Source organism: Sphingobium xenophagum NBRC 107872, from assembly GCF_000367345.1.
Classification (GTDB): Bacteria; Pseudomonadota; Alphaproteobacteria; order Sphingomonadales; family Sphingomonadaceae; genus Sphingobium; species Sphingobium xenophagum.
Genome location: NZ_BARE01000016.1, coordinates 62,502 through 87,793, shown reverse-complemented (window position 1 = coordinate 87,793; position 25,292 = coordinate 62,502). Strand labels below are relative to the sequence as shown.

Below are 25,292 nucleotides of genomic sequence, written 5' to 3'. Positions count from 1 at the left end.
ACGCGACGATCGTCAACCCAGGCAATGATGCCCGTGCAAAGATGGGTTCGGTGGTATCAACGCACCGTCAAATTGCACGGGGACACAGATCGAGGTTCAACCGCTTTAACTATGGTGCCTGCGGACATGCGCCTGGGCCGTGCCGGTCGGCAGCCCACAACCGCCTCTGTTCATTGGCGAATCACGCAAAGGGTTCAATATGGAAGAAGGCGAATATGAGATTTCGCGCCGGAGCGTGCTCGTGAGTAGTGCGGTGACCGCCACTCTGGCTGCTGCCGGGGTCAGCGAGGCTCAGCCTTTGCCCAAAGCTCTGGCTCCAGCCGACCACAAGGTCAGCTTCGTCGTGAACGGCAAGGGCCAGGCATTCTCGCTAGACCCTCGGATCACACTGCTCGATGCGCTGCGCGAGCACCTGCACCTTACCGGCACTAAAAAGGGCTGCGATCACGGCCAGTGCGGTGCTTGCACCGTGATCGTTAACGGCGAGCGGATCAATTCCTGCCTCAGCCTTGCGCTTCAGCATGAGGGCGATGAGGTGACCACGATCGAGGGCCTCGGCACGCCGGAGAAACTGCACCCGATGCAGGCGGCGTTCGTGAAGCATGACGGCTATCAGTGCGGCTATTGCACGCCGGGCCAGATCTGCTCGGCGGTCGCGGTGCTCGATGAGATCAAACGCGGCGTGCCGAGTCACGTGCAGGCGGAGCTTACCCGGGCGCCGACGCCGACCAACGCGGAACTGCGCGAGCGGATGAGCGGCAATATCTGCCGTTGTGGCGCCTATTCCAATATTGCCGAAGCCATGGCGGACGTCGCGGAGGCAAGAGTATGAGGCTGTTCACCTATGAGCGGGCGAAGACCCCGGCCGAGGCCGCGCGTGCTGTGGCCGGCCAGCCAGGCGCGAAGTTTCTCGCCGGTGGCACCAACCTGATCGATCTGATGAAGCTGGAAATCGAGACGCCGACGCACCTCGTCGACGTGCAGGATCTGAAGCTCGACCGGATCGAGCAGACCGGGGAGGGCGGCCTTAAAATCGGCGCGCTGGTCAGCAATACCGCGCTCGCCAGCGATGCGCGCGTGCGGCGCGATTATGGCGTGCTGGCCCGCGCGATCGTCGCCGGCGCCTCCGGGCAACTGCGGAACAAGGCGACGACGGCGGGCAATCTCCTCCAGCGCACCCGCTGCCCCTATTTCTACGACACCAACATGCCCTGCAACAAGCGCAAGCCCGGATCGGGCTGTGCGGCAATCGCCGGCTATTCGCGGCAACTGGCGGTGATCGGGGCGAGCGACCAGTGTATCGCCACGCATCCCGGCGACATGGCGGTGGCGTTGCGCGTGCTGGATGCGACGGTGGAGACGGTGAACGCGGCAGGCGAGCCGCGCGCCATCCCGATCGCCGATTTCCATCGCCTGCCCGGCGCCACGCCGCACATCGACACCAATCTCGCGCCCGGCGAGCTTATCACGGCCGTTACCCTACCGCGCCCGCTCGGCGGCAGGCATGTCTACGAGAAGGTACGTGATCGCGCCTCCTATGCCTTCGCGCTCGTCTCGGTCGCAGCGGTGATCCAGTGGGACGGCACCGGCCGGGTGGCGTTCGGCGGGGTCGCGCACAAGCCATGGCGGATCGAGGCGGCCGAGGCCGCGATGCCGCAGGGCGCGGCAGCCGTCACCACCAGCCTGTTCGCGGATGCGAAACCCACGCACGACAACGCCTTCAAGGTTCCGCTGGCGACGCGCACGCTGGCCGCCGTGATCGCGGAAGGAAACGCCGCATGAAGTTCGACACGCCAGCCGGCGCCAACCCGACCGACCGGATGCAGGTGCTGGGCAAGCCGCTCGATCGCTACGAGGCGCGGCTGAAGACGACCGGCACCGCGACCTATGCCTATGAATATAAGGACGTCGCGCCGAACGCCGCCTACGGCTACATCCTCGGCGCGGCGATCGCGAAGGGCCGGATAACCGCGATCGATACGACGCTGACAGAGGCCGCGCCGGGCGTGATTGGGGTGGTCACCTACCGCAATGCCGGAAAGCCCGGCGTCGGCAAATTCTACGTCCAGAAGATGCTCGCAGCACCCGAGGTGGATCATTACCACCAGCCCGTCGCCGTCGTCGTCGCCGAGACGTTCGAGCAGGCGCGCGCCGCCTCCGCGCTGATCCGCGTGGATTATGCGCGGACCGACGGCCGCTACGATCTCGCCGCGCAGAAAGGCAGCGCGCCAGTGCCGCCCCAGGGCGAGTTCGGCGGCCCGAACGAGAAGCGCGTCGGCGATTTCGAGCCGGCGTTCGCGGCGGCGGCGGTGAAGGTGGACGAGACCTATACCGTGCCCGATCAGGCGCATGCGATGATGGAGCCGCACGCGACGATCGCGAAGTGGGACGGCGAGCGCGTGACCTGCTGGACCTCGATCCAGCAGATGAACTGGGGCACGCGCGATCTGGGCCTGATCCTCGGCATACCCAAGGCGAATGTGCGGCTGATCTCGCCGTTCATCGGTGGCGGCTTCGGCGGCAAGGGCACGGTGCAGATGGACCTCGCGCTCGCGGCGATCTCGGCGCGGGTGGTCGGCCGGCCGGTGAAGATCGCGTTGCAGCGGCCGATCATGTTCAACACCACGATCCACCGCCCGAAGACCATCCAGCGCGTCATGCTGGGGGCCGGGCGTGACGGGCGCCTGACGGCGATCGGTCACGAGAGCTGGTCCGGCAACCTGCCCGGCGGCCGCACCGAGCCGACTGTCGCCTCCACACGCACCTTCTATGCGGGCCCCAACCGCTTGACACGCATGCGCCTCGCCACGCTCGATCTGGCGGAGGGCAATGCGATGCGCGCGCCGGGCGAGGCGCCGGGACTGATGGCGCTCGAAATCGCGATGGACGAGCTGGCGGAAAAGCTTGGCATGGACCCGGTGCAACTGCGCGTCGTCAACGATACGCAGGTCGATCCCGAGGATCCGTCGAAGCCCTTCTCGACCCGGCCTTTCATCCAGTGCCTGCGCGAGGGCGCCGAGCAGTTCGGCTGGGATCGGCGCAATGCCAAGCCCGGTCAGGTGCGGGAAGGCCGCTGGCTGATCGGCATGGGTATGGCGGGTGCGATCCGCGCCGGCAAGATCGCGAAGTCGGGCGCGCGTGCCCGCCTCGACGGCAAGGGCATCATCACGATCGAGGCCGACATGACCGACATCGGCACGGGTAGCTATACGGTCGTTCAGCAGACCGCCGCCGAGATGATGGGCGTGGCGCCGGACAGCATCGTCGTGAAGCTGGGCGATTCCACCTTCCCGGAGACGCCCGGATCGGGCGGGCAGCAGGGCGCACCGTCGGTGACGGCCGGCGTCTATGCCGCGTGCGTGAAGCTACGCGAAGCGGTGGCGCAGCGACTCGGCTTCAACTCGGCGGAGGTGGATTTCAGCGATGGGCGCGTGAAGAGCGGCAACCGGTCGGTGCCTCTCGCCGATGCGGCCAAGGGCGGCGATCTGCTGGTCGAGGATGTTATGGAGTTCGACAAGCTGAAGGATCAATTCCAGCAGCAGACCTTCGGCGCGCACTTCGCCGAGGTTGCGGTCGATGCCTATACCGGCGTGGTCCGCGTGCGGCGCGCGCTGGCGGTATGCGCGGCGGGCCGCATCCTCAATGCCAAGACGGCGCGCAGCCAGGTGATCGGCGGTATCACCATGGGAATCGGGGCCGCCTTGATGGAGGAAATGGCGATCGACCAACGTTTCGGCTTTTTCGTCAATCACGATCTCGCCGGCTATGAGGTGCCGGTTCACGCTGACGTGCCGCACCTCGACGCTTTCTTCATCGACGAGGTCGATCCGACCATTTCGCCGGTCAAGGCTAAGGGGGTGGGCGAACTCGGTTTGACAGGCGTTGCGCCCGCTATCGCGAATGCGATTTACAACGCCACCGGGGTTCGCGTTCGCGAATACCCCATAACGCTCGACAAGCACTTGGAGGGATTGCCGGCGATCGCCTGACGGCCAGTCTTGTCCGTATCAGAGCCAATGATCGCGCCGGTCGACGCGTGATCCTGCTCGTCCCCTAGGCGTACCAAAAAAATGGCATCCCGATGTCCATGCCGGTTGCTGCAACCCCAGCAATCGCGCCGAGGTGGGGACGCGGGGGCGATCTTCGCCATCACTGCTTTGCGCCTCCACGCTAATCGCCTTGGAGTTCATGCCTGTCCGCCAGCGCGCATCTGGGTCGCCGTCCAGGCGATCTCCGGCATCGTCGCAACGGACATGCACACCTCGCCCCGCCTCCACGACGAGAAACTGGCCGTTTTCGGCGCTTTCGATCGGACCGGGCGCAGGAGCATCCATGGCTATTGCGTAGCCCGCCTTATAGAAGAGTCAACTTTTCTTATGTGATTACTGCAATTATTGCATGTTAAAACTTAATAATACTCAGACAATTGACAATAAAAAATTATAGTTATTTACATTTTCTCAGAACTATTAGCCTAGATTCGGATTGATTCTTAGTTATCCAAGCGATCCATCCCTGTCGAAACCATCATAATCTCTGGATAATTTCACAGCAGGCGAATTATTTCGCTGCGGCGAAAGATGCTTTAGCTTAGCAACGGCACGTAGCATCGTTCATCCTCATAGTGACTTGGGGATCGACTTCGCTGCGCCATCTGCGGGTAAAGCATATTCCACTGACGAAACACACGGTGCACTCGGTTTGGTAAATCAAGGTCACGTCCTGCCTATCACGGGCGAAAGACAGCATCTCCGTATCTCGTCCGCATATGGCGAGCTACCGAATTAAGATAGCGTCTCTGCCGCCACGTCGTCGGACTGTGATAGACGCCAATCGCCTTCCAGTAATTTCCGGTCGAGCGCAAGGCAGACAAGAATATCCACCTTGCAGCCTCCGCGTTGAAGCAGGGATCAAAACGCAGCCAATGTCGAACCTGACCAGGTGAACGCCCAACAAGCGCAGCGATGCGAGGTGTCCACCAGCTGTTGATTTGCAGGGGACCGAGATCGTGAGAGCCATTGCTGTTACGAACCTCAGCGCCGATCCAGCCCGCTTCTTGATCGCGCAGTCCCCAAAGTGTTTTCTCCAACCAGGGCTGACCAAGCGAGGCTTGCCGAATGCAGGATGCTATATGCATCTCCTCTTCGTCTGCGGACTTCGCGAATGCAGGGTCGGTGTAAAATGCAAGACTGATGGCTGCCGTAAATAACAGCCCGGGGATGCCGTGTGATATTATGCAACCCTCCTGGTAGTGGCTCCAGGCGCATTGATCGGATTGGCCGGATTACTGTAAAGCCCGAGCCCCGGAACTGGGCCGCCTTTTAGAAATGCAAAGAGCACTTTCCCCGAAATAATCTCGGCGGCGGCGCTACAACTGACAGAACTCCGGCTGTGAGGCACGATCCATCCAACGCGTCCGAAGGAGACATTACACCCTCGGGTCTGGCGCGAGGTACTAAATTCAAATCGATACTCAGGTGGGACGACGCCTGCGAAGCGCTTTGCTTGGATCTGCTGAACCGCAAATTCGGAGCGAAGCATCGGCAGTTACCTTATCGTTCGGGGCCATGAGAGCGTTCGGGTCGAGGCTCAGGAGATTGGTCTTCCCGGTCGATGCCGGTTTTCGGTGCTCTTGCATCCATGCGCGCGCTGTCGAGAATTTTTCCAAGGAAGCTGTCAAGAACCTGCGCGATGCTCCGGGCACCATCGGCAAGATGCTCAGCCGCGCCACTGGGTGAGCGATTACTATAGTGGATTTGTCGCTCGAGCGCCCGATCGCGCCGCTCCGTGCGGAATCGCTCTTGCTCGGCCCTCAGACTTGCCAGATGGCCTTCCCGGCGTTTCGAGAAGGCATCTACGCGGTCAGTCTTTAACCGGCCCAACCCTTCCGACGAAGACGTTTTCTCTCCTGATTGGCGCTCAAGCTTGGCAATCAGTTCGTTGACGTTGTTGGTCCAGAGCCTGGCACCGAATGCCGCGCGGGTAATGGCGGTGTAAAAATTCTGGGCGTTGACCAGCGGCGATTCGACCGGCGCCAGCACGAAAACGCGCGGATAGGTTTTGGATTGCGCGGAATATACGGTTTCTGCGTAGCCATGATCCCAGGTTCGGTGTTCGGACAGATTAATCTGCTGCACATGCCCGTTCCGATCCCAGCGGATCGTCGCTAATGGGCCATCAAGTTTCTTCACAGTGCCGCGCTCGGCATTGCGCAGACCAAGTTCGCGACTGAAAAGCCGCCACTGGATACGGTCGCCCTCGGCGATTTCCCGTTCTTCAGGATTGAACACATTGATGTGGCGGGCCTTTGTCGCCTGCGGATCCCAGCGTACCACATGCCCGTGATCGTCAACGAGACGCACAACCTGGCGCCCGTTGGCATCCCGTCCCAGTCCAGCCACGCGATAATCGGCATTTCGAGCGATACCAAGCCCTGCAATGTCTCGCTCGAAATGCACCACCTGTCCTGCCCCGTAGAAGCGGGCCATATGCTTCTCGATATCCGTCAAGCCCGCCGGGGCCAGGATGGAAAACCGACTATCCTCGGCGGCCAGCCCATTCTCGTTTTTCAGCGCTTCGCGAATCTTGCTGTTGACGTTCAGTCGGGTCGCATTGTCGAGAACAAGGATATTGGTCCCTGCCCGTGATTCCGGCTTGAGCCGTATCCAGGCATTGACGACCTGCTCCGCCATCTTTTCATTGTCGTCGACGGTGTTGACGCTATCGAGCTTTGCCAATGCCTCGGCAAAGTTCCCCGTCCGCGCGGCGGTAACGGCGGCCTTGATTGATTTCGTTTCCTGCCGCACGGCTTGCGTCAACTCGACCGTTGGCAAGCCCAGCCTTCGCATCAACCAGAAGGGTTTGCCCTGCTCGATCGCCCCTGTCTGTTTCTCATCTCCGAGGAAAAGCAGCCGTGCGCCGGTTGTCCTGCTGATCTCCAGCATCCGCTGGACTTGGCGGTTGCCGAGCTGCCCTGCTTCATCGAGAACCAGCACATGGCGGTCCGTGATCCCCTGCCCGCCACGCGCGACGAAGCTGGCCACAGTATGGGACATGATGTTTGCCTTGTTTCCCAGTTCCGCTGCGGCCGATGATGTGGGTGCCAATGCAATCAATGTCGTCCCCGGCTCTGCCGCCTCGGCCAGGACTCTCACCAGCGTCGATTTCCCCGAGCCGGCAACACCGTGAATCGCTGTGACCCGATCCCGCGTCAGTGCCGTCTCGACAAGTGCGCGCTGCTGCTGCGTGTTGAGCGACGTCCCGTCGAGCACTGCCAGCAAGCGATTGCTCGAGGCGATGGGACGCGCGTCATTGAGGCCCAGCGCGATATGCTGAGATAATGCCAGTTCCAGACGCCAGGACTTCCGGCTGGTGCGGCCACGGGTCAATAACCTTTCACCGGTCTGCTCATGGGTCGGCAGCAATTTGCGCAGGACCTCATGTGCTGCGATCCGGGGACGGATATCTTCGAGCCGGACTTCCCCGACATGGGCAGCAAGACCGGTGCGCAATATGTCGCCTAAATTGTTGACCGCCTCGGATGTCTCCAGTTGCCGCAAGCCGAAAAGAGCCGCACGCGATGCATCGCGTTCCGTGGGCGTGGGATGCTCCCCTTCCCGACCCCGCGTCAGCGCAGCAACCTCCTGCAGCGTTTCGAGACGCTTGCCTGTCCGCTGATGCCATCGCGCGCTGAGTTCGGCCTCGCCGATCTTCACCTTCGCCTTGCGGGTGGCATAGAAGGAAGCCCGCTGGGCTTTCTGTCCCACCAGACCATGCTCGCGCGCATGACCCTCGATCGCTTCGGCGCGCTGCGAGAATTGGTCAATCAGGTCCTTCGGCACGCCTTGTATCTCGAACAATCCGGAACGCGGATCAGCATCGATTTCATAGCCTGCTTCGCGCAAACCGAAGGCCAGCGCATTGCGATAGACCTGCCCGGCCACGCGCTGTTCGCCATACATGACCCGGCTTTCCAGGCTCACCATGGGATCGCCATTCTCGCGGTTTGTCATGTTAAGCACGACAAGATGCGTATGCAGATGTGGATCGAGTTCCCGGCTGCCATGCTCGGTGAAACGAGCAACCAGGATCCGGCCCGTTGTTTCGTGGACGATCTTCCCTTCATCACGGCGGCGCAACTGCGCCTGCTCTTCCAGATAGGAGATAGCGGCAGTCACCGCGCTCTCATGGGCGGCGAGCACCCGTTCGTCACCGGCCACCAGTCCCATGATTGACACGGACTTTGGCGCGTTGACCGCAAAATCCCACCCGGGGTGATGCTGAATTTCGCCATTCTCGCGGTGCCGCCCGAGTTGTTGATCGCCGACTTTTCCAGCAAGAAGGTCGCGCAGCAGCTTCGGATCAACAGCGCCGGAGAGGCCGAGATCGGCTGCAAGCTTCCCACCCCATTCAGACGGTTCATTGCCGCCCTTGGTGTAGTAATCGCCAACCGTATAGTAGCGGGCGATATTGGCTGGTGTGCCATGGAGACGTTGCGGCTGGATCATGCTGGCCTCGCCCGCTCACGCGGTCCGTCATCGCGGCCATGCTGGACAAGATCGGACCGGATGTCTCCCTGCTTGCCGGCAAGGATCGTCCAAAGATTGCGCGCGGGCGCAGGGAGCTCCGCATTCTCGTCATTGAGCAATATATCTTCCACACGCTGCGGATCGATGTTCGGCGCTGGAGGCGTAAACAAATCCGGCTGGGGTGGTGGCGTCGGGGCGGATTCTGAAAATACCGAAGGCTTCGCTGGCTTGATCTCGCCATGTGTCGCTGGCGGAGATGCCTGTGTCGCTTCCCGCTCCATCGCTTCACGAACACGCGCTTCAGCATGGGCGATGCGAACGAGCATCCCGGCCTTGTCGATCTGAATGGGGGGTGTCGTGCGTTCGAGGAAGGCTGGTCCCAAAGAGGGTACGTCGTTGAACCGGCTATCGAACCGCACCACGGGCAAATTGCGGCCGAAGCGCAGGAAGCCCACCAGGTTAGGCAGGTTGGTGACCTCGGTCGATAGGACCAGCGACCGCGTTACCTGCATCCGCGACAGATTGACGCCGTCGCGCATATCGTTGACGCCGTAGGACATGCCCTCATTGGCCTCGACCTGTTCGACCTGACCAAGGTTGATCGACACATGTTCGGCGGTATCGGTGTCGTTCGCGCGCAGCGCCACCCAGGTCGAGCAATAGCCAGTGATCGCGGCCGCATCGTCCTTGCCGTAAGTCGCCTTGAGCTGGGGATAGGACTGGAAGCCCAATATGCCGCACCCCCCATATTTGCGGGCACGGGCGAGAAAGTCGGAAAGGGACGGCAGCTTGTGCAGCGTCGGCAGTTCATCGATCACGCAATAGAGCCGCCGGTCGCGATCTGGCACCAGGCTCATGATGGCGCTGATTGCGATGTCGAGCCAGACGGTGATGAGCGGGCGTAGCGAGGGAAGCTGATCGGCCTTCACGGTGATGAAGAGCCAGCTTCCATCTGCGCCCTTTTCGACCCAGTCTCGGATCGAGAAGCCGTCTTCGGTGTCATCGAGATAACCGAAACTACGCATGACCGATGCAAGTTCGGCCTGAATGCCTGCGGATGTCCTTTCGCCTTCGGTGCTGATGAAGGCGGCGGCATCGGTGCCAGTCACGAAGGCGGCAAGGTCTTTCAGTTTAGAACGCAGCAGACGGTCGAGGAGGACCGAGACATAGGTATGTTTCTGGCGTGCCAGCTTGCGCATGACCGCAACCAGCGTCCCCCGCGCCGCCTTCGCCCAGAAGGGATCGCCATGCTTGTCGGGAATGGTCGATTCCGCGATCTGATCATAATGATAATCGCGTGGCACATCGACCCAGGGCGACCAGCGCGCCGCGCGCTGGTCGAGCGGGTTGAGTAACATGTCAGTGCCCTGCCGATAGAATTTCTCCACGAAGGTGCCGGCGGTATCATAGACGATGGCGCGCCGACCCGATTTGCGGATGCCGTCGAGCATGCCGACGATGAGGTTTGTCTTTCCCGTGCCAGGCGCACCGCACAGCAGGATATGCTCAGGCTCGTAAGCCTCAGGAACTGGCACATTGCCGATCACCAGCGGTCCCTTGGTCAGTCGCCATAGCGCACGTTTCACCTGGCGGATCGTGCCGAACCTTGCCCCTCGCAGATATTCGTTAGAGCCAAGGCCCCTACCCGTCCGGGTGAAGTAGAACCAGGCCCAGGCGAGCATGACAAGGGTGAACAGGCCAGAGAGCAGTGCGCCATGCAGCAGATAGCCTTCGAACGCATGGAGGGTCTTTTTCGCGAGGGTGGAGGCAACCAGCCAGTCCGCCGAGGTCCAGTAGGCCTGGCCGTCGGTGGTGCGAAACTGCACCGGATCATTGGTCCCGGCGGCGGCATCCACCTTTATCGTGGCCTCAGCCAATTTGATCAGAACGAACCGCTCATATTCGGTCGACCTCTCGAACGCATACCAGAGCGTGCCGATGACCCAGATGATGAAGCCCGCCAATATGGTTTGGTAAAAGACCTGTGTCGTCATGCGGACATTGTGGACTATCGCCTGTCCGCCGCGCGTCCATGAGCCCAACATGTCGTTGCGAAAGATGCTCATGGGATATCCTCCCCCCCAAGCAGGCCGCGTTCGGCAAGGATCATTCGGGCCTGCGCCATGCCCTGCTCGAGCGCGCTGGGAGATTGCTGGCCGACGGACGTCGCGACGATCGACAGGATCTGGATCGACGTGGCGAGGATCTCATCCTGGGAGGAGAAGACATAGCGCTTGCGCTCATCGACCGCCTGCTCAAGCAGCTGACGAATGAACCCCGATAAGGACAGGTTCGCACCGAGCGCACGGCGCATCAACGCGGCATGCAGCGATTCATCGAGGCGGAAATTAAGCTTGGGCAAGCGAAGGGTCTCCTTATACGGAGACCTTCGAAAATATCATGAAGCGAGCGTATATTACCGGACTGGCGATATTGGCGCAAGCCGCCCTATCACAAGGTTGATCCAGAGATTTAGTACTGGAGATATGTGCCGACAGGAAACAGGCGAAACGGACTCGATCAGTTGCTTCTGATAATGATGGACGGCGGCGGCGTTCCGCCTGTCTCGTCGCGGTGTCGACGGATTTCGCCGATCCCCAGTCTGATCTTCTTGGCCACAACCTCCGACATGCGCCGCACCTTACTGGGCGTATCGAGACCAGGGACGCCCTCCATAAACTCGGTCAGCAAAATCGTGAGCATCTGACAGACTTCTGCTGTCCCGATATAGAGAGTATCCCCCTTGCCCACTTCCGGGGCGTGCTGCCTTTGCGCCGACACTTCGCAGATGGCCTTTACCACCGCCCGGCGTAGGTCGCTGATATAGTCCTCGTTCAATTCCGGCATGGCGCTATCCTTTCTGAAGCGGCAAAAAAGATCATGAATTTGGCCAGGATTCAACGGGTGGTGACCTACAGGCTCCACCGCCATCGCATGCCGCGACCAGGAATGACGTACGACGCGTATCACGAAATTCCTGAAGGCGTTTCAGTATGATAGGCTGGACCAAGTGGACCCGGTGTTTCGCGTACGACAGCGCGCCGGTTCAGTGTGAGACATGTACTACCGACTTATCTCGATGTTTTCACGGCATAATATGCCCGCAGCACCCGTGCGTAGGGTCCATTACAAAACGGCCTTGCGCCGTGCGTCCCGCCTTACGCAGCGCGCTCGCGCTGCGCTGCCTCGTGCCGGTAGGCGCGGGGCTACCTTTCTGCTGGTTTTCAGGGATCAATATGGGGGTGGATTGAGAGGCAAATCTCATGGCCTTGTTCTCCCAGAATGTAAAAAAGGGGGCCGTGCATCAGGGCCGGTCCCGCGAGCGGGATTACCTTCATCAGGGGATTTAACGACAGGCTTCGCATGCCAGGCCCCCTCGTCGGCGCGCCCTTCACCCCGCCAGTTCCGCAGGAAGCGGCGAGCCGCTCTTGCTTTGGCCCGTCGATATGGCAAAGTTGCATTCGACGGGCAGCCCATCGGGGAAGGACGATGGAAATGCCGAAGATGACCGAAAGGGATCGGCTTGCCGATCTCGAAACACGTCAGCGCAAGCTGACGGAAGATCTGGAAACCGCCCGCCGCGCTCTGCGCGGCAAATATGCAGCGATGGTGAACGACGTGCCGATCGAGACGCTGACGGAACGTGAGTTCCGCGAACTTCTGATGCAGGCGATCCGGGTTGGTGGCGGCGCAGCGCTGACGGCCCTGAAAAAGTTGCCGCCGGTGACCTGACGCGCCGCGAAGCGGCAATCCGAAGATGACCGGCAGGGGTGGAGCATAAGAAGCCCATTCCTGTCGGTATCAGAGCGCAGGATGACGATGCGGTCTTCCGGGCAAACCAGATAGGGACGAAGCATCCCCGTTCTGCACATCGACGGATATTGGCGAGACTTCCCCTGCTCCGATCATGCTAGATGATAAAGCCATAGGAGGTATTCCGCGCTATGGCCCACCCCTCCTCAGATGGTCACGCTGAACGTTTCCGCGACGACCCGCCCTTCCAAACCGCACCCTAAGGGTGTCCCTGCGACGAGCACGGCGAAGCCGCGCGCAGGAGGCCGGGACCGCGCTGGCGGTTCCGCATCGCGTCCGCGACGGGCCCGCTTGCGGGTCCCTGAGCGGGGGCGAGTGCTGCGCTCGAAAAAGAAATGAGGACCGGCCCGACAAAGCGGACCGATCCTCTCGGGCGTCACTGCGCTTCCCATGCCTGATCGCTGAGCCTCACAAACCGCGCCGGGATACGCTTCTCCCTGACCAGTCGCGCAAGGTGCGATTGCAATCCTGATCCTTCGCACACCAGCGCTTCGACGGGACGTAATCCGACCATCTGCTCGTTGCGTACGAACCCCGCCCGTTTGCCAAGCTTTGCGCTGAGCCGGAATGTTATGAGCGTCACCTTGCGCGACGCTGCCCACGCTGCGGCCATGGCGTCGCACCCCTTGTCTTGCGCGGTCGTCGCCAGCACCATCATCGGATTTCGGGATTTGGCTTCATCGAGCTTGCCCCAGATGAGACGGTCGTCAAACCAGCATTCCGCTCCTCCTGAGAAGATCACGACGGGCCCTTGCGGGTTGTGCGCGTCGGTTCTGCGCTGGCGACGGGCGGCGAGGAAATCGGTGGCGGCAATCACCGACGCGGTGCGCTTGCTGGACACCAGCGAGCCCCTCGGCGCGGACCATGGCCGCCCGGTTTCGGTGTGGAAGACGTCGGCGGCATGGTCGCGCATGCACCGCAGCGCGTCGGTTGCTTCGTCGAGATATTCAAGTTCGTCGCGTGCCTGCTCGAGTTCGACGCTGTGGATTTCGCTGCCATCGGCGCGTCGCAGCAGGTCCTGAACCTGCCGTGTCGCCTTGTCGGCCTGGCCCTCCCACTGGTCAGCGACGTGATGGAAGCTGTTGACGATGCCCCATGCCAGGCGTTGCGCGGCGGGCTCCAAGCGCGTGTCCCGCAGGACGTCGAAAAGTGTCGTGACGATCAGTTCGACGGCGAGTTGTGCCTCCCTCGGATCGGGCATGTCGGTCGCCATCTCCTCACCGCTTCGTCCGATGCGGACACCATCTAGATCGGACGCGAAGGCAGCGTGGAAATCGTCGGTGGTGGCCGCTGTCTCCTGCGTGATGAATGTAGCAATGTCTGAAAATGTGCGGTCGGACTGGTTGATGCTCGTCATGTGAACCTCCTGTTGAAACGAAAGAGGTTCCCCCTTGGGCACGGGCTCCGAGCGGCGGGGTCAAGGATCGCGGAACGCGACCGGCGCAGCCGGCGATGGGGGTCACGATTTTTTGGGGCGGCCACCATGGTCGAGTGAGAAGCGCGGCGCCTGAGCCGCCCCGAAAAATGGTGGGGCCCCGTCGTCCTTGAGGCCGACGCGGTCCCGTGCCACCCTTGGAATTCTTGAGAGAGAGAAGAGGCGTTGCGAATCTGGGGCTCGATGCCCCTGATTCGCAAATGGGTGCCTCCTGGCGCTGCCCTTGCGGGAGAGAGCCGGCAACCCCGATCCTCATCGCCAGGCTCAGCATCTTTTCCATGAAAAAGGGGACAGCGCGCGTAGCGCCGTCCCCGAACAGAATGCGAGCGATGTATTGTCAGGCGGCGCGGCGAAGTCGGTTGCGTTGGGGCGGAGCGACCTTTTCGACCGGCACCTGATCGGCCTTGCGGAAGGCATGGATCGGAACGCCGGCCTTGCGCAGGGCCTGATAAAGATTGGCCTGAATACCCGATCCCTCACCCAGCAAGGCTTCGACGGGTCTCAGGTCCACAAGCTTGCGATTGCGGGCGAAGGGCGCACCGCGCCCCGACCCCGTCAGCGAATATGTCACAAGTTGCACCTCCCGATTGCCAGCCCAGGAGGCCACGATCGCGTCGAAGCCCTTGCGCTGCGCGGTCGTCACCAGCGTCATATGCGGGATGCGTTCGAGGATGGTGTCGAGCCGATCCCAGAGCAATTGCCAGTCATGCCATTCCGCATGGCCTGAGGCGATAACGATCGGTCCACGGGGACGGTACCGCTCCCGTTCGGCCAGTTCCCGGGCGCGCAGGAAATCCTGTATCGATACCTGCGTGGCGGTAGCCGCCTTCGAGACACGCGATCCGCGCGCCGGCGACCAAGGGCGACCAGACAGCACGCGGAAAGTTTCAGCGGCATAATCGCGCATACACTCGACCGCCTCGCGCTGTTCGGTCAGCGACTGGCACAGGAGCTGTTTCTCCTCCAGTGCGCTGTTGAAAACCTCGGAAGGCTCGATCCGCCGGATCAAATCGCGCAGCTCATTGGCCAGCATGTCTTCCTGTCGTTCAAGCTTGCCAGCGACGAAGTGGAAGCTGTTGACCATGCCCCAGGCGATCTCGGGCGCAAGCGCGTCGAGGCGGGTATCGGTCAGCAGATCGAAGATGGTGGCGATCACACCCGCGCAATCGGCCTGCGCGTGGAGCGGTTCGGGCATATCATGCTCGCCCGGCTCGTCGCCCGGCGTGATGATCGAAAGCGGGATGGGATCGCCAAAAGCGCGTTTGAATTCCGGTGTCGCCGTCATCTGTGCAAACAGTGTCGGCAGGTCTGCAAAGTGGCTGATACGCCGCGAATGGTCGTGGATCATGGTACTTCTCCTCATCATGGAAAAGGAAAAAGGGGCGCGAACGCGCAAAAGCGTCCCGCCCCATTATGTCGGATCAGTGCATGCTTGCCCGTGCACTGGCGAAAGCGGTTGAGCGCGTCAGGACGGCATCGACGATTTGCGCCGCATGGGGCGCAAAGGGCGTGCCTTCGAGCAGGTCATAGATAGCAGCGATGATCTCGCCGCATGTAACGCCGCCAGGTATTTCCGGCGAGCGGACCGCAAGCGTGTTTTGGGGTGTCAGCAGATCCCGGATAGCGGGACTGGCGATAATCGCGGCGCAGAGCGCCGAGAGATCGGACAGCGGCGCGATGTCATGAAAAGAAGGAAGCGGCATGGACTGTCTCCTCATGCGAAGAAAGGAAAAGGGCCGGGGAAGCCTGACGCCTCCCCGGCCCCGAACGGGTTCCGATCAACGGGTGATCAGAACGGTTCCTCCTCGCCAAACGGCGCGCCCGCACCGGCCAGTTCGCCGTCAGCCCCTGCGGTGCTGTCACCGAAGCCGCCTTCGTCGCGCGAACCGCGATCGTCATAATTGGTGCGGCTGGTCCCCATGCTGCCCCCGAAGTCGGAGCGCATGGTGTCGCGCCGCCATGCGACCATGTAGCCGCCATGATCGGCCGGGAAGAGCGCGATCGGCAGCGGTTCAGGCAGGCTGGGGTCGTCGATATTGCCGGCAAGGAAGACCTCGCCGGTGCGCTTGGACGCAGCCTCCCACAATGCGCCGACCTGAACCCAGCGACGCGCGACGTTGAGCGCCAGGATCTCGTAGACCGGAGCCTTCTCATTTTCGCTCATGACCTTGCGCAGCCCGATGCGCGGGAGATCGATCGTGCGAGTGGCGATCGAGCCCGTCAGGCGGCCGTTCTGATTGAAGATTTCACCGATGTTCATCGTCTTGACCTTTCGAATGTCGCTCGAAATCCATTTTCCGGCGACACCCTCCCCGTCCCTTCTCTCCTCTCTGTCCCGCCCTTGCCCCGCGCACCGCCCGCCCGGAGGACAGCGCTCCCCATCCCTCCGACGCGACGCCCCTCCACCCGCAACGCCATGCCAGGCCAGGCCAGGCCACAATTCTGCGCAAACCCGCAGCACGACTAGGCCCGAATGCAGACGAGCAGGCGACGGCCATGTTGAATTGGGGGTGAGGCTGGAGACGCGGCGGTAGCCGCGTTGGCGCCAGGGTCGAGCGGGTAGTGGTAGCGGTGCGCGAGGCAAGATCAGGTGGCACCTACAGGCAGAACCGACAGCATTGCGAGGACCGGCACGGACCGGTGCGTTCCCAGTCTCGCGAGCGATCAGCTGATGGCGGCGGACCGCATGGCGGAATCCTCGGAGACATTGATCGCATTGGCAGGCAATGAGGAGCAGGCCTGTCCGGCATTGAAGCGTTCGATCCAGGTGCCGATATGGGCACGGCGTTCGATCGGGACGGCGGCGGCCGCACGCTGGAATTCGAGAAGATCGAGCGGTGCATTGGCTACGATCTCGTCAATCTCGGCAGCATCGAGCAAACCCTCGGCGCGGATGAAGGCCGTCATCGATCCCGGTCGCTTTCTTGTCGATTTGCGCCATAGTCCTTCTATGGTGCGCAGGCGCGGTGCCGCGCGCGCTTCGAGAAGGATGATGAGGCGCAATTCCTCGCGCGGCAGCGCCCGGACCTCAGAAATCTGCATGGCGGTACAAAAGAAGCACGAGCTTTTATGGAAAGCTGGCAAGCCCTCTTGCGCTATGACACGCTCGCAATCTTCACGCGTAAAGCCCCAATCCCGCAGTGGATATCGGTATTCATAAAGATCTGAGATATGCCCTTCGCGATGGGCGTAACGCTGATTGTCACGGGTCGAGCAGTCATAACCAATGAGCCGGACGACCTTCTGGCCATTGGCCCAGGCATGCTGTGCCGCAGGCCAGGCCTTGACCCATTTGTCCTGTGGCGAAATTTTATGCCGGGCCGAACAACTATGCTGCCCGAATGCGATCGACGGCAATGTGCCATTGGTCAGACAGGCATCGAGAAGCGAGGTATAGGGCGGCCAGTGCTTGAAGAATCTGGGCTGATATTCGACAATCTCATTGGGAACGCCATGATCGTCCATCCACTGACGGAAGACAGGGATAAGCTGGCGGGTATGAGGCTGCTCGGGCATTGCCGCCAACAAAGTCATGTCAGGGATTTCGCCCCGACGGACAAGTTCGATGATCATCGCGGTCGAGTTCGTGCCTGCCCCCCATGCCGCGACGACGGGCGCACGCTTGCCCGCGCTCATGCCGCCATCGCCAGCCAGCGATCCGGCCAGATCGGCGGCCTCGTCGTTACCCGATAGGCCTGCAAGGGTACGATCCCGCGGATGACATAATGTGGGATGCCCGTGTCCCGCCGAAGGTTGATGGCGATTTTATAGGCGTGATCGAATGAGCATAAGCGGTGCCGGCAAGGTGACAACCGGGCGGGCAGATCGGATGAGGGCATCAGGGCCTCCATGCTGGAATAGGTTCAGGCAGCGATTGACCGGTCGGCATCGACCGCCGCAGCGGCGTTAAGTGCAAGCAGGCTTTGAAGCGTGACGGGTGTGCGATTTGCCCGCCGGGTCCTGGGGCCTCGGACGGGCCTGGCCGGATCATTGAACCGGCAGCCGATACGCGCGGCATGCTTACCGATGACGGCGGGATCGCGGCCGAGCGCCTGGGCGACATCGACGATCGAGACGCCATGGATCCAGGCGTTGCGGATGGCGCAATCCTCGTCCGTACTGAACGCGCGCATGAAGCTATGCACCAGCCCCAGGCGGTTGGCATGATAGAGGACAGCGCGCACGCCGCGACCAAGGTCTTTGGCAATGTCCCGTGTCGCGACCTTGCCATAATCCGCTCGCAACCGGTCTTCTTCCTCAGCCGTCCAGACCGGTCCCTGTCGAAACCCGTCGCGGCGGACATGCGTGCCGCGCAAGCCCAGCGCCTCTACACGCCAGCGGATGGAATGCGGGCTGCGGCCAAGCCGCTCCCGCAACGGCGTCAGGCTCGCCCCGGTCGCATAAGCGTGGCGCAGCAGCTCATCTTCTTCGGTGATCCAGGGGCGACCCCACCCCCTGCCGTAACCCAGTTTGCGAAGGCGTTGGCCAAGGCTGCGACTGTTCCGGACCGGAAAACCTTCGGCAGCAAGCGCCTGCGCGATGGCGACATAACGCGCGCTGGTCGCCGCGAGTGCGAGTGCGCGAGCCATTTCCGCGTCGCTCCAGTCGTCCGGCTGGCAGGCATGGCGCAGACCCAACGCCGAAGCGCGGGAGATGACGCCAGCGAAGGGACGGCCGATGAGGCTGGCAATCTGGGCGACGGGAACACCCTTGGCGTACCCGGCGCGAAGCTGTGCATCTTCCCAACCGCTATAGGGCGGCGATCCGGGCTCGGAGAGTCCGAGCAGTTGCGCACGGGCATAGAGGGCGTTCACGGCGCGGCCGAGGCGGGCAGCCAGTGTCGCGGTTGGTTCGTGCATATAGCAGCGCGCCAGTTCCTCATCTTCCCACGCGATCCAGGATCGCCGCGAGTTTCGGCGGAGGCCAAGATCATAGATACGCGTGGCGATGCTGGCACGCGATCGGCCCAGCATTGTGGCAATCTCCTGTAGCGTGCAGTCATCGGCGAAGGCGGCACGCAAACGCAGCGTTTCATCGGGGAGCCATGCGTCGGCACGGAAAGCCAGTTCGGCAAGTGGCGCGGTTGTACCCGTTTGCTGGTCAGGGACGAACGGGGTGAGTTCGACGATTTCAGCGTCGAGATCGAAGCTTGTCTCTTTCATGGCACTCTCCGTTCAGACCAGGCCGATAACGGGCGTATCGACGACACGCAGGCGCAACCGGGCAGACAGCCGCGCAATCCGCGTATCGCCGCGCGGCATGGTGTCGGACGCACCGATCGCGGCGAGCAGGTCGAGCCCGGCATCGATATCGTTCGCCGGCAATGCGAGGTGACGCGCGAGATCGTCAGCCGTGGTGGCGTTGGGCGCTATGTTGCCCAACGCGCCGACAATACGGGCTGCGGCGGGGGCGGCGGGATCGAGGAGGAAGGCGTCGAGCGCACGTTGGCCTCGCATGGTCACCCTATCGCCCTTTGTCGGCATGACCTTGCGCAGGGCGTCAAGATCGAGCAGGGTTCGGCTCTCATCGGCATCAAGATCGGCGGCAGCGACGAGATCGGGCGTGCGCCCGATATGGGGGGTGATTGTCTGATCGATCTTCGCCAGCACCGGGATCGCCGCGAGCGCGGGTCCGAAGGCGAAGAACTCGCCGGGCGGAAGCTGGCGCAACAGCGCGGCCTGGTCACTGCCGAACCCCAGAAGGTCGGCAGCACGTGCCACGTCGCGGTCGAAGACATTGAGGCCGATCAGATGATTGTGCAGTTCGGAGACTACCGAACTGGCGAGCTTGGCGAGACGCTGGGTCGCGATTATCGTGCCAATGCCGCGCTTGCGGCCGCGAGCGCACATATCCGTCAAGGTGGCGACGCCCAGCCGGCGGGTTTCTGCGTCGCGGGCCGAGGCTGCCATATGTGGCGCGAGCAGATGCGCCTCGTCGATACATACCAGCACGGTGTGAGCCCAATGTTCGCGCGGCGTCGAAAGCAGGCCCGCAAAGAAGGCCGCCGCTTTCTCGATGCGATGATCGGGCTCCAGATCGGTAAGGTCGAGATGGAGGGCGATACGATGCTGCCGCGTTCGCAGCGCGAGCGCTGTGAGACCATCATTGGCATATTCGCGTGCGATGACCGTCGTTGCGCCGATATGCGTAGCAAGGTTGGCGAACTCGCCTTCCGGGTCGACAATGATGGTGGTGAGATAATCGAACGCTTCTTCAATGATCCGGCGCAGCGTCTGGCTTTTGCCCGCACCCGAAGATCCCTGAATCAGACAGCGCCCCGACATCAGCTTGCCGAGATCCAGTTCGAGCGGACCCGTTGAAGAGCGGCCGAGCGGGACTTTCGTGTCACGGGTGAAATCATGGTTGGCGATGGTCATCTGATGTCCTTCTTCACCCGGCGTCGCGCAGAACGGCCGGAGATGCTGGTCGAGGGAATGGGCTTGACGCGATAAGTGGCTGGCGGCCTGGCGATCAGGGATGCTTGTGCTGCGATCCCTCGATCGACTGTTCGGAGAGCGTGGCGTCCTTTTCACAGGCCTCGCAAAAAGCTGCGTCGAACACAGCGCCGAGCGCCCAGTCCTGGGCATCATCGTCCCAGCGCGCCCAGGCATCGCGCATCACCTTGGCGCTGCCACATGCAGAACAGCGGATCGTGATCCTGGCAGCGGGGTTTGCGGCATTGACCGATTTCCCCGCGTCGCCCGTTGCCTCCCCCTGCCCGGCCGCGAAGACCGGGAACCGATCGGAAGGCGGTTCATCACGATCGAAGCTCAGCCAATTCGCTCCAGCCTTGCGGGCGTCCGACAGCAAAGCCCAGAATTCAGGCGAAAGCCCATCGGGGCGGTCGGGCCAGTCATCGATAAAGCCAAGATGGACCCAGAAGCCATATTGGTGGGCCTCGATCGACAAGATCGGATGATCGACGATGATCCGGCCGCTCCTTCGCGGCGCGTGCTGGATCAGCCGGTCGATGGCGTCATTCTCGGCGCGGGGAAGATGCGCTGTCGAACAGGCGCAGACGGGGAAGCGGCGGATGGCCGGTCTCCTTGATTGGGTTGGGACAGGGGTGACAGGCGCGGCGAGCAAACTCGGGCACCCTTTCAATTCGGCAAGAAATCGACCGTGATGGCACCGCGCTCGGCGTGAATGACGATCTTGCGATCGAGCGGGATCAGCCAGCTCAGATTATCCCATGCGCTCATGTTGATGGCTTCGAGGGTGGCAGCGTCCTCCCCAAGGAGGATATGCGTAGCGTGCTGCCGCGCCTCGCGTTCGAAGGATCGCGACTGGGTGTCCCAGCTATCGCAGTCGCCATCATCAGCCCCACAGAAGATCGTCGCATAGATCATGCGGCTCAGTCTGTCCGGGGTGATACCATCATCGCGCGTGGCCAGGATTATGGCCTCCGCAATATCCCAACCGCCATTGCGGCAGACGAGCGCCGGGATTTCGATGGAATGGACGCTGCGTGGCGCGTCCGTGCGACCGGTTTCACAAACCGTCAGCTCGATGACGATCCGGTCGACCAGGCCACAAGCGAAATCGGCGGGGAGACACATGTCGTCGTCATAGCGATGGACGGAGCCTTCCAGGTCGATGCGCAGGGAAATATCCCTGATCACCGGGAGCGTGTCATACCAGGCGTAGCCTTGCAGCGCGTCTTCCGCCTCGACGAGTTGCACATCCTCAATGGGCGGTTTGCCCCGAGCCAGCGCAAGCGCCTGCGCGATATCGGGCTCCAGCGCCGGCACGATCAGCATTGCGCCTTCAGGAGCGATCATGCGGCTGCTTCGCCCATGACAGTCGTCGGCGGTCTGCGGCCGCCAGATCGCCAGCCCTGAGCGCGCCTGCGGCAGCGTGACGCCCAGCTCGCACGCCCGCTGCCAGGCGGTAAAGGGCAGCCGATGGTCCGGCCGGGTCGCGATGGCCTTGTACAGGATCTGCTCGGCAGCGTCGCGAAGGGCCTTCAATGCCGCGTTGTCGATAACCTCCTTGCGCGCCGGCAGAACCATATGAATTTCCGGCGCATCCATAATATCGATCCGGACCGTCCAGAGACTGCCGCTATCCTTTTCTTCCCGCACCGTCGGCAAGGCGCATTTGACGCGGTGCCCGTGAAAATTGATGCGTTGGTCTCTTGGCCAATCAGGATCCCGGTCATAGGCACCGATACGGCAGCCGCAGGCGTTTTCGACAAACATGGCGTCCTTGAGGAAGTCTTCGCGGGGCAGCAGCGTTTCGTTCAAGGTGACCGGTAAGGGATAGTGACGGGCTGCATCGGCGACGACCGCAGACAAGCCTTGCTTCCAGTCGGGCGGCAGTTCGATCGAGATCAGCGTGCCCCAACCGATCATGGCCGGGGCGATGGCAAGCGGCGCGCCGCTGTCCCATGCGTCTGCCGGAATCTGGACTTTCCAGGCCGTGCCCGCAGAGTGAGAGAAGGACTGGATTTCGACCGCGCGGCCGGCAAGGCTGAACATGCCCATGCCGGCCGGGTCTTCGCTGCGGGCAATGTCATCGCCCCAGCCCGAATGGCCCAGCATCAGCAGGGTGGCGGGATCATCGATGCCGCAGCCATCATCGCGGATGTGCAGAAGGTATCGGCCATCCTGTTCGGTCAGATCGACCGCGATGCATGTGGCGCCGGCGCGCCTGGCATTCTGGAACATCTCATGAAGGCAGTCCCGGCTGTCGCCTGAAAAAAGGCGTGAAGCGCGGCGGATCGCGTCCGAACTGACGGCGCTATGGATCGTTGCGGGAAGGGGCATGGCGGTCTCCCTGGTTCCGGACTGGAACCCATCATCCCTCCCCTCTTCCTTCCCTCCGTTTGTCTTCGAGGGCCACGCCGCCCGCGGATGCCACTGTGCATCCGATATTGCGGCAGCGGTCCCGGACTGCGAAGGACAAGGAATGCCTCAGGATCTGGATTCGCAACTCACCGACTTTCTGCGCCGCCTGCCGGACTGGATGCGCCGGGACATTTCCGCCGCCGACCCGGCGCGGCGCGAGCGCGCGGAAGAGGCGCTGCACGCCATGCTGCTTGCGCTGATCAAGGGGACAGGACGGTCGGGAGGTGAAGACATCTGATGGCGACCTCTGGCAATGGTAGACGCGGCACCGGCAGGATGACGCTCGAGGCGATCGAAGCGCTGGGACCAGCGCGCCTTGCCCGGCTTGTCCTGGCCCAGGCGGAGCGTGACGCCATATTCGCCCGCGCGGTCCGCATGGAGCTGGCGGCGAAGGACGATAGCGGGGGCCTGGCCCACGAAATCGACAAGCGGCTGAAGACCATTCGGCGTTCGCGCGGGTTCGTCGAATGGGACAAGGTAGGTCCGCTCGCGCGCGAACTCGACCAGTTGCGGGAAACCATATTGGGACCACTGGCCGAAACCTCACTGAGCCAGGCGGTCGATAGCATGAAGCTGCTGCTGAGCCTTGCCGAACCGGTGTTCGAAAGGTCCGACGACAGCAGCGGTTCCTTGGGCGCTGTGTTCCGCCAGGGAGGCGAAGATCTGGGCGGGCTGTGGTCCCGAGCCGATGTACCCGATGTCAAGCAGCTCGCCGGGGATATTTTAACGCTGATCGAAGGGGATGGCTATGGCGTGTTCGACGACCTGCCGGACGCAGCCTCCCCGGCTCTGGGACAGACAGGCCGCGCAGCCTTGCGACGGATGCTGCTGGAGCGGCAGGCGGGGCTGACCGGCCCGGAGCGACGGCAATTCGATTATAAGGTCGGCTGGCTGTTGCCCAAACTTGCCGATCTCGACGGCGATGTGGACGCCTATATTGCAACGGCCGATCCCGATCGCCGCAATCCCCTGGTCAATGCGCAGGTTGCCGCCCGCCTGATCGCGCAGGATCGTGCGGCAGAAGCCCTCGACTGGATCGACGCACCGGTTGAGCGCAGCCATAACGAGCGCGAACTCGCCGATCTCAAATTACGCGCCTTTGAGGCGCTGGGCCGCAGGGACGATACACGGGTGCAGCGCAAGGCGATCTTCGACCGCTGGCTCGACGGGCAGGCGTTGCGCGACTGGCTCAGGGCCTTACCTGATTTCGAGGATGTCGCCGCAGAGAGGCAGGCTCTCGATCAGGCCATGACCTATGATCGAGCGACATCGGCACTGGAATTCCTCATTGCCTGGCCCGATCTCAAGCGCGCGGGCAGGCTGACCAGGGAAAGGCTCGAAGATCTGGAAGCCCGGAGCTATGACACTCTGCGTCCTGCCGCCGAGGCATTGGCGCAAGCCGACCCGGGTGGGGCCACCTTGCTCTATCGCCGACTGGTGACTGGCGTGCTCGACCGGGCGAGTTCGAAATATTACCCCTATGCCGCGCGGGACTTTGCAGCCGCGACGGATTTGGCCGACCGTATCGCAGGCGATGTCGATGTCGTACCGCATGAGGACTGGCTGGCCGATCTTCGCAAGGTGCATGGACGCAAGATCGGCTTCTGGAATCAGGTCGCGGGGAAATTCGGATAATCGCGGAGAATGCCGGGGCGGCCAGATTGGAAACCTCCCTACCAATGGTGGAGCGGCAGTCCGTCGACGTCACTGCCGTCACAGTCGAAGAGCAGGAACTGGAAGCCGCGCTCGCGGCCAAAGGCGATGAGGCGCAGCAGGTCCTGCGGCAACTGCGCGCTGCGATCAGGGTCGACGGCACGCGTCGGCACGAACCAGCCATAAACGGAAGCCGCAATATCGATCGGTCGGTAGCTGGGCGGCCAGGACGCCCATTTATCGAGACATGAGGCGGTATGGACCGTGAGATGGGCGGTCGACAGCACGCAATAGCGACCCTGCTCGATCGATCCGGCGACGAGCGCGCGTTGATGTGCGACAGGCGCAATACGCATGCGATCCTTCGTGCAGCTTTCCGACGGATGACATTCGAAATAGCTTGATATCGCTTCTGTGTCGGACAGGCTATTCGGGTCGCGCGCGTCGTCGATCTCGCTCCAATATTCACGGCAATAAGCAGCGATTTCCTCGTCGAGAGCCATTGCATCGACCGCGACGTGGATATTCATTCCATGCCGATGTTCAATCACGGCTGTGTGGACCTCTATCGCCAGATGATCCTCATGGCTGGTCCCGATTGCGGGTTGGGGGGGTGCGTCATATCCGGTCGATGGAAACGACGTCGATCCGGCGTACCGAACGGGCGCAGTTGCGCGAATGACCGGACGGCGCGGATCTGACCAGTCGATCGTGTCGGCAATCCAACGGGGCACGAAATCCCAATCGAACGACAACGGATATTCGCCTTCGACGGTGCGCCATGCAGCCTCGACCGCATCGACCCAGCCTACCACGATCAGACGCAGCGCCGCTGTACCGAGCGTATCGAAGCATGTGCGCAAGGCAAGCGCCAGACTGCTTGCATCGGGAGTGGTCGCAGCACGATCGCGCAGGTCTAGGGCGGCTTCCCAAAGACAAGCAGCGGTTTCGAGATGGGATAATGTGTAGCGGGTCATGGAGATGGCTCCAGGGGGAGGTGGCACGGCGCCCACG

21 protein-coding genes are annotated in these 25,292 nt (G+C 62.2%); 7 read left to right on the top strand and 14 right to left on the bottom strand.

Translation table 11 applies throughout. The features are described 5' to 3' along the window. The first annotated feature begins 199 nt into the window (after nt 1-199). From paoA to paoC, 3 genes are read left to right on the top strand one after another with little or no spacing between them, the layout of a single operon-like run. The gene (gene paoA, locus SX1_RS09150) at nt 200-832 is read left to right on the top strand and encodes an aldehyde dehydrogenase iron-sulfur subunit PaoA (protein WP_019052762.1); all 633 of its coding nucleotides are present in this window, start codon (nt 200-202) and stop codon (nt 830-832) included. Beyond that, complete coding sequence (locus SX1_RS09145) at nt 829-1,782, top strand: FAD binding domain-containing protein (RefSeq protein ID WP_019052761.1); 954 nt, start codon at nt 829-831, stop codon at nt 1,780-1,782. The genes paoA and SX1_RS09145 overlap by 4 nt, the downstream gene beginning before the upstream one ends. Next, nucleotides 1,779-3,989 carry an aldehyde oxidoreductase molybdenum-binding subunit PaoC gene (gene paoC / locus SX1_RS09140; RefSeq protein ID WP_019052760.1) on the top strand — a complete coding sequence of 737 codons (2,211 nt, stop codon included), beginning with the start codon at nt 1,779-1,781 and terminating at the stop codon, nt 3,987-3,989. Before SX1_RS09145 ends, paoC begins: the two co-directional genes overlap by 4 nt. Nucleotides 3,990-5,552: 1,563 nt before the next feature. Here paoC and mobF read toward each other — a convergent pair. From mobF to SX1_RS22535, 4 genes are all read right to left on the bottom strand, one after another. Beyond that, a complete protein-coding gene (mobF, locus tag SX1_RS09130) occupies nt 5,553-8,507 on the bottom strand; it encodes a MobF family relaxase (RefSeq protein WP_019052758.1) in 2,955 nt (984 codons plus the stop codon). Continuing rightward, the gene (locus tag SX1_RS09125; RefSeq protein WP_019052757.1) at nt 8,504-10,594 is read right to left on the bottom strand and encodes a type IV secretion system DNA-binding domain-containing protein; all 2,091 of its coding nucleotides are present in this window, start codon (nt 10,592-10,594) and stop codon (nt 8,504-8,506) included. The genes mobF and SX1_RS09125 overlap by 4 nt, the downstream gene beginning before the upstream one ends. Next, entirely contained in the window at nt 10,591-10,890 is a 300-nt protein-coding gene (locus SX1_RS09120; RefSeq protein ID WP_019052756.1) for a CopG family transcriptional regulator, read from the bottom strand. Before SX1_RS09120 ends, SX1_RS09125 begins: the two co-directional genes overlap by 4 nt. A gap of 158 nt (nt 10,891-11,048) precedes the next feature. Next, complete coding sequence (locus tag SX1_RS22535; RefSeq protein ID WP_026149617.1) at nt 11,049-11,375, bottom strand: hypothetical protein; 327 nt, start codon at nt 11,373-11,375, stop codon at nt 11,049-11,051. Nucleotides 11,376-12,032: 657 nt separating this feature from the next. Here SX1_RS22535 and SX1_RS09110 point away from each other — a divergent pair. Then, complete coding sequence (locus tag SX1_RS09110) at nt 12,033-12,260, top strand: hypothetical protein (protein WP_157410148.1); 228 nt, start codon at nt 12,033-12,035, stop codon at nt 12,258-12,260. Nucleotides 12,261-12,717: 457 nt separating this feature from the next. Here the strand turns inward: SX1_RS09110 and SX1_RS09105 are convergent, their stop codons facing one another. The 9 genes from SX1_RS09105 to SX1_RS09060 form a co-directional block, all read right to left on the bottom strand. Beyond that, nucleotides 12,718-13,698 (bottom strand): DUF2493 domain-containing protein, encoded by a 981-nt coding sequence (locus SX1_RS09105; protein ID WP_019052752.1) that lies wholly within the window; start codon nt 13,696-13,698, stop codon nt 12,718-12,720. 415 nt (nt 13,699-14,113) lie between these two features. Further along, on the bottom strand, nt 14,114-15,124 hold the full coding sequence (locus tag SX1_RS09100; RefSeq protein WP_019052751.1) for a DUF2493 domain-containing protein: 1,011 nt from the start codon (nt 15,122-15,124) through the stop codon (nt 14,114-14,116). A 73-nt stretch (nt 15,125-15,197) separates the two neighbouring features. Continuing rightward, nucleotides 15,198-15,479: a hypothetical protein gene (locus SX1_RS09095; RefSeq protein WP_019052750.1), complete on the bottom strand. Its 282-nt coding sequence runs from the start codon at nt 15,477-15,479 to the stop codon at nt 15,198-15,200. Between the two features lie 86 nt (nt 15,480-15,565). After that, a complete protein-coding gene (locus SX1_RS09090; RefSeq protein WP_019052749.1) occupies nt 15,566-16,036 on the bottom strand; it encodes a DUF736 domain-containing protein in 471 nt (156 codons plus the stop codon). A gap of 404 nt (nt 16,037-16,440) precedes the next feature. Continuing rightward, nucleotides 16,441-17,412 (bottom strand): hypothetical protein, encoded by a 972-nt coding sequence (locus SX1_RS09085; RefSeq protein WP_019052748.1) that lies wholly within the window; start codon nt 17,410-17,412, stop codon nt 16,441-16,443. A gap of 227 nt (nt 17,413-17,639) precedes the next feature. After that, a complete protein-coding gene (locus SX1_RS09075) occupies nt 17,640-18,938 on the bottom strand; it encodes a hypothetical protein (RefSeq protein WP_019052746.1) in 1,299 nt (432 codons plus the stop codon). Between the two features lie 12 nt (nt 18,939-18,950). Then, nucleotides 18,951-20,153, bottom strand: a complete 1,203-nt coding sequence (locus tag SX1_RS09070) for an ATP-binding protein (RefSeq protein ID WP_019052745.1) — start codon at nt 20,151-20,153, stop codon at nt 18,951-18,953. A gap of 94 nt (nt 20,154-20,247) precedes the next feature. Next, nucleotides 20,248-20,862 (bottom strand): DUF5983 family protein, encoded by a 615-nt coding sequence (locus SX1_RS09065; RefSeq protein WP_019052744.1) that lies wholly within the window; start codon nt 20,860-20,862, stop codon nt 20,248-20,250. 14 nt (nt 20,863-20,876) lie between these two features. Continuing rightward, nucleotides 20,877-22,130 (bottom strand): ATP-binding protein, encoded by a 1,254-nt coding sequence (locus tag SX1_RS09060; protein ID WP_255209725.1) that lies wholly within the window; start codon nt 22,128-22,130, stop codon nt 20,877-20,879. A gap of 78 nt (nt 22,131-22,208) precedes the next feature. On the opposite strand from SX1_RS09060, the gene SX1_RS24800 reads away from it, so the two are divergent. The 3 genes from SX1_RS24800 to SX1_RS09050 all read left to right on the top strand — a co-directional run bounded on the left by SX1_RS24800 (nt 22,209) and on the right by SX1_RS09050 (nt 24,260). Continuing rightward, a complete protein-coding gene (locus SX1_RS24800) occupies nt 22,209-22,475 on the top strand; it encodes a hypothetical protein (protein WP_255209724.1) in 267 nt (88 codons plus the stop codon). A 211-nt stretch (nt 22,476-22,686) separates the two neighbouring features. Next, nucleotides 22,687-22,863, top strand: a complete 177-nt coding sequence (locus SX1_RS24485) for a hypothetical protein (RefSeq protein ID WP_019052742.1) — start codon at nt 22,687-22,689, stop codon at nt 22,861-22,863. Continuing rightward, nucleotides 22,863-24,260 carry a DUF6880 family protein gene (locus tag SX1_RS09050; RefSeq protein ID WP_043145476.1) on the top strand — a complete coding sequence of 466 codons (1,398 nt, stop codon included), beginning with the start codon at nt 22,863-22,865 and terminating at the stop codon, nt 24,258-24,260. Before SX1_RS24485 ends, SX1_RS09050 begins: the two co-directional genes overlap by 1 nt. Nucleotides 24,261-24,298: 38 nt before the next feature. Here SX1_RS09050 and SX1_RS09045 read toward each other — a convergent pair whose 3' ends face one another. After that, complete coding sequence (locus tag SX1_RS09045) at nt 24,299-25,255, bottom strand: DUF5983 family protein (protein WP_019052740.1); 957 nt, start codon at nt 25,253-25,255, stop codon at nt 24,299-24,301. Nucleotides 25,256-25,292 lie beyond the last annotated feature (37 nt).